The organism is Caulobacter sp. B11 (assembly GCF_002737765.1).
Lineage (GTDB): Bacteria > Pseudomonadota > Alphaproteobacteria > Caulobacterales > Caulobacteraceae > Caulobacter.
Window position 1 is genome coordinate 1 of record NZ_PEGG01000322.1, and the last position, 3565, is coordinate 3565.

6 protein-coding genes are annotated in these 3565 nt (G+C 64.9%); all 6 read left to right on the top strand.

Features of this window, described 5'->3' with window-relative positions:
* A partial coding sequence (locus tag CSW58_RS11955; protein ID WP_099447433.1) for a hypothetical protein occupies window positions 1–293 on the top strand: 293 nt, incomplete at its 5' end.
* 2 nt (window positions 294–295) lie between these two features.
* A complete protein-coding gene (locus tag CSW58_RS11960; protein WP_099447434.1) occupies window positions 296–1534 on the top strand; it encodes an NADH-quinone oxidoreductase subunit D in 1239 nt (412 codons plus the stop codon).
* Window positions 1531–1866: a nuclear transport factor 2 family protein gene (locus CSW58_RS11965; RefSeq protein ID WP_099447435.1), complete on the top strand. Its 336-nt coding sequence runs from the start codon at window positions 1531–1533 to the stop codon at window positions 1864–1866. The genes CSW58_RS11960 and CSW58_RS11965 overlap by 4 nt, the downstream gene beginning before the upstream one ends.
* A 3-nt stretch (window positions 1867–1869) precedes the next feature.
* On the top strand, window positions 1870–2553 hold the full coding sequence (nuoE, locus tag CSW58_RS11970; protein ID WP_099447436.1) for an NADH-quinone oxidoreductase subunit NuoE: 684 nt from the start codon (window positions 1870–1872) through the stop codon (window positions 2551–2553).
* Complete coding sequence (locus CSW58_RS11975) at window positions 2553–2819, top strand: hypothetical protein (RefSeq protein WP_099447437.1); 267 nt, start codon at window positions 2553–2555, stop codon at window positions 2817–2819. The genes nuoE and CSW58_RS11975 overlap by 1 nt, the downstream gene beginning before the upstream one ends.
* A gap of 3 nt (window positions 2820–2822) precedes the next feature.
* Window positions 2823–3565 (top strand): NADH-quinone oxidoreductase subunit NuoF (nuoF, locus tag CSW58_RS11980; protein WP_099447438.1); only part of this gene is annotated, 743 nt, incomplete at its 3' end.

A 3565-nucleotide genomic window follows, 5' to 3' on the forward strand; every position in this document is an offset into this window, starting at 1 on the left:
TCACGCGGGCGCCGGTCATCTCGACCGAACAGAACAAGGGCCTGGGGATCGCGATCATGATCGCGGTCATGACCCTGGCGGTCGGCGCCGGCCTGCGACGCATGGAAGTGGCCGAGCTGCGCAGCGCGCTGCTCGGGGCTGCTTCGGTGCTTCTAGCCCTGCCTTTGTCCCAGGCGGCGATCGCCCAGTCCTGGGACATCGCAACCACCATCATCACCGTGCTGGGCGCGGTCCTGCTGACGGCGGGACTGCTGGTTTCGCTCAGCATCGAGCAGCGTAAGGAAGGCCAGTAGCCATGAGCGGCGAAACGGCGATCACTGTCATTTCCGACGCGGCCTCAGTCCCCGCGATTCCGGAGACTCCCGTCCGGAAGTTCAACATCAACTTCGGTCCCCAGCATCCGGCCGCCCACGGCGTGCTGCGCCTGGTGCTTGAGCTGGACGGCGAGGTCGTCGAGCGCGTCGACCCCCACATCGGCCTGCTGCATCGCGGCACCGAAAAGCTGATGGAGGCCCGTACCTACCTCCAGAACATCCCCTATTTCGACCGCCTCGACTATGTGGCGCCGATGAACCAGGAGCATGCCTTCTGCCTGGCCATCGAGAAGCTGCTGGGCGTCGAGGTTCCGGTTCGCGGCCAGATCATCCGGGTGCTCTATTCGGAAATCGGCCGCATCCTCAGCCACCTGCTGAACGTGACGACCCAGGCCATGGACGTCGGCGCCCTGACGCCGCCGCTCTGGGGCTTCGAGGAACGCGAAAAGCTGATGGTGTTCTATGAGCGGGCCTGCGGCGCGCGCCTGCACTCCAACTATTTCCGGCCCGGCGGCGTCCACCAGGACCTGCCCGACGCCCTGGTCGAGGACATCGACACCTGGGCCAAGGCCTTCCCGAAGATCTGCGACGACATCGAGACCCTGATCACCGGCAACCGCATCTTCAAGCAGCGCAATGTCGACATCGGCGTTGTGTCGCGCGAGCAGGCGATCGAGTGGGGTTTCAGCGGCGTGATGGTGCGCGGCTCCGGCATTGCCTGGGACCTGCGCCGCAACCAGCCCTACGAGAACTACAACGAGTTCGAGTTCGACATTCCGCTGGGCAAGAACGGCGACTGCTACGATCGCTATCTGTGCCGCATGCAGGAAATGCGCGAGTCGACGAAGATCATCCGCCAGGCCTGCGACATGCTGCGCAAGACCCGCGGACCGGTGCTGACCGAGGACAACAAGGTCGCCCCGCCGCGTCGCGCCGAGATGAAGCGGTCGATGGAAGCCCTGATCCACCATTTCAAGCTCTATACCGAAGGCTTCCGCACCCCGCCGGGCGAGGTCTATGCCTGCGTCGAGGCCCCCAAGGGCGAGTTCGGGGTGTTCGTGGTCTCCGACGGCACCAACAAGCCCTATCGATGCAAGATCCGAGCGCCGGGCTTCCCGCACCTGGCCGCTATGGACTGGATGAACCGCGGCCACATGCTGGCCGACGTCTCGGCCATCCTCGGCTCGCTGGACATCGTGTTCGGGGAGATCGACCGATGAACCTCGGCGCTGTCGCCCAAGCCCAGTTGGACGCCTACAACGCTCAGGACGTTGACGCCCTGTGCCGGCATTTCGCCGACGACATGATCGTCGCCGACCTGAACGCCGAACCGAACCTGCACGGCGTCGCGGCCTTCCGGGAACGCCACGTCGGCCTGTTTGGCCAGTTTCCACAGAACCGCGCCGAACTGCTCTCGCGCGTGGTGATCGGCAAGACGGTGATCGACCACGAGCGGGTCTTCCGCTCGCCCGACGCGACGCCTTTCGAGGTGGCCGCCATCTACACCTTCGCCGGCGACAAGATCGCCCGCATCGATTTCGTGAAAGCCTGACGCATGTCCGTTCGTCGTCTCGCCAAGGAACAGCCGGCCAGCTTCGCCTTCTCGGCGGACAGCCAGGCCAAGGCCGACTGGTGGAAAGCCAAATATCCCGCCGAGCGCAAGCAGTCGGCCGTGATCCCGATGCTCTGGCTGGCCCAGAAGCAGGAGGGCTGGATCTCCGAGCCCGCGATCCGCGAGATCGCCACCCAGTTGGCTATGCCGGTCATCCGGGTGCTCGAGGTCGCGACCTTCTATGTGATGTTCCAGCTGGAGCCGGTCGGTAAGGTCGCCTTCGTCCAGCTGTGCGGCACCACGCCGTGCCAGCTGCGCGGCGCGCTGGACCTCAAGGCCGTGCTGAAGGCCAAGATCGGTCCCGCCCACACGGTGTCGGCCGACGGCAAGTTCAGCTGGGAAGAGGTCGAATGCCTCGGCGCCTGCTGCAACGCGCCCATGGCCGCGATCAATGACTATTACTACGAGGACCTGACCCCGGAGAGCCTGGGCCAGATCCTTGACGACTTCGCCGCCGGCAAGGCGCCGCAGCCGGGCAGCTACGAGGGTCGTAAGGCCTCCGAGCCCAAGGATTCGATCAAGACCCTGATCGACCCCCAGCTTTACGACGGCTCGCTGGCCAAGAAGATCAAGATCCCGAACCTGCCCGAGAAGCCCAAGAAGGCCGCCAAGGAGCCCGCCGCCTGATGTCAGCGGTCTCGCCAGACCTCGAGGCCCGCCAGGCCTATCGCGACAGGGTTCGCGCGCTGTACAAGCCGCAGCATGTGGCCGGGTTTGTCGCCTGTCTGGTCGGGGCCCTGACCTTGATCTTCGGCCGTATGGTCGCCGCGGCTCCCGATTGGGTCGCGACGGCCGGTCTTCTGACGATTGGCGCCGGTTGGATGCTTTTCGCCTATGTCATCATCCGTCGGACGCGCTATGTCCGCGCCCATCCTTTCGATCCGCAAAGCTGAGTCATGGTCGGTATCCTCGAAGACAAGGACCGCATTTTCACGAACCTTTACGGTCTCCACGATTGGGGCCTTGAAGGCGCGAAGAAGCGCGGCTGCTGGAATGGCACCAAGGACATCCTGGACGCGGGTCGCGACTGGATCATCGACAACATGAAGAACTCCGGCCTGCGCGGCCGGGGCGGGGCGGGCTTCGGCACAGGCCTGAAGTGGTCGTTCATGCCCAAGGAAGTGAAGGACGGTCGTCCGCACTACCTAGTCGTCAACGCCGACGAATCCGAGCCGGGCACCTGCAAGGACCGGGAGATCATGCGGCATGACCCGCACCTCCTGATCGAAGGCTGCCTGATCGCCTCGCGCGCCATGCTGGCCCACGCCTGCTACATCTATATTCGCGGCGAATATGTCCGTGAGCGCGAAGTGCTCGAGGCCGCCATCAAACAGGCCTACGAGGCCAAGCTGGTGGGCAAGAACAACGTCCATGGCTGGGACTTCGAGATCTATGTCCACCACGGCGCCGGCGCCTATATCTGCGGCGAAGAGACCGCCCTGCTGGAAAGCCTGGAAGGCAAGAAGGGCCAACCGCGCCTGAAGCCGCCGTTCCCGGCCGGCGCGGGCCTCTACGGCATGCCGACCACGGTCAACAACGTCGAGAGCATCGCCGTCGCCGGCACGATCCTGCGTCGCGGCGCGGCCTGGTTCGCGGGTTTTGGCCGTCCCAATAACACCGGCACCAAGCTCTTCTGTGT

Excerpts from the sequence above, each read along its gene's own strand:
- CSW58_RS11965 (WP_099447435.1), top strand. The coding sequence starts at position 1,531 with ATGAACCTCGGCGCTGTCGCCCAAGCCCAGTTGGACGCCTACAACGCT.
- nuoE (WP_099447436.1), top strand. The coding sequence starts at position 1,870 with ATGTCCGTTCGTCGTCTCGCCAAGGAACAGCCGGCCAGCTTCGCCTTC.
- CSW58_RS11975 (WP_099447437.1), top strand. The coding sequence starts at position 2,553 with ATGTCAGCGGTCTCGCCAGACCTCGAGGCCCGCCAGGCCTATCGCGAC.
- CSW58_RS11960 (WP_099447434.1), top strand. The coding sequence starts at position 296 with ATGAGCGGCGAAACGGCGATCACTGTCATTTCCGACGCGGCCTCAGTC.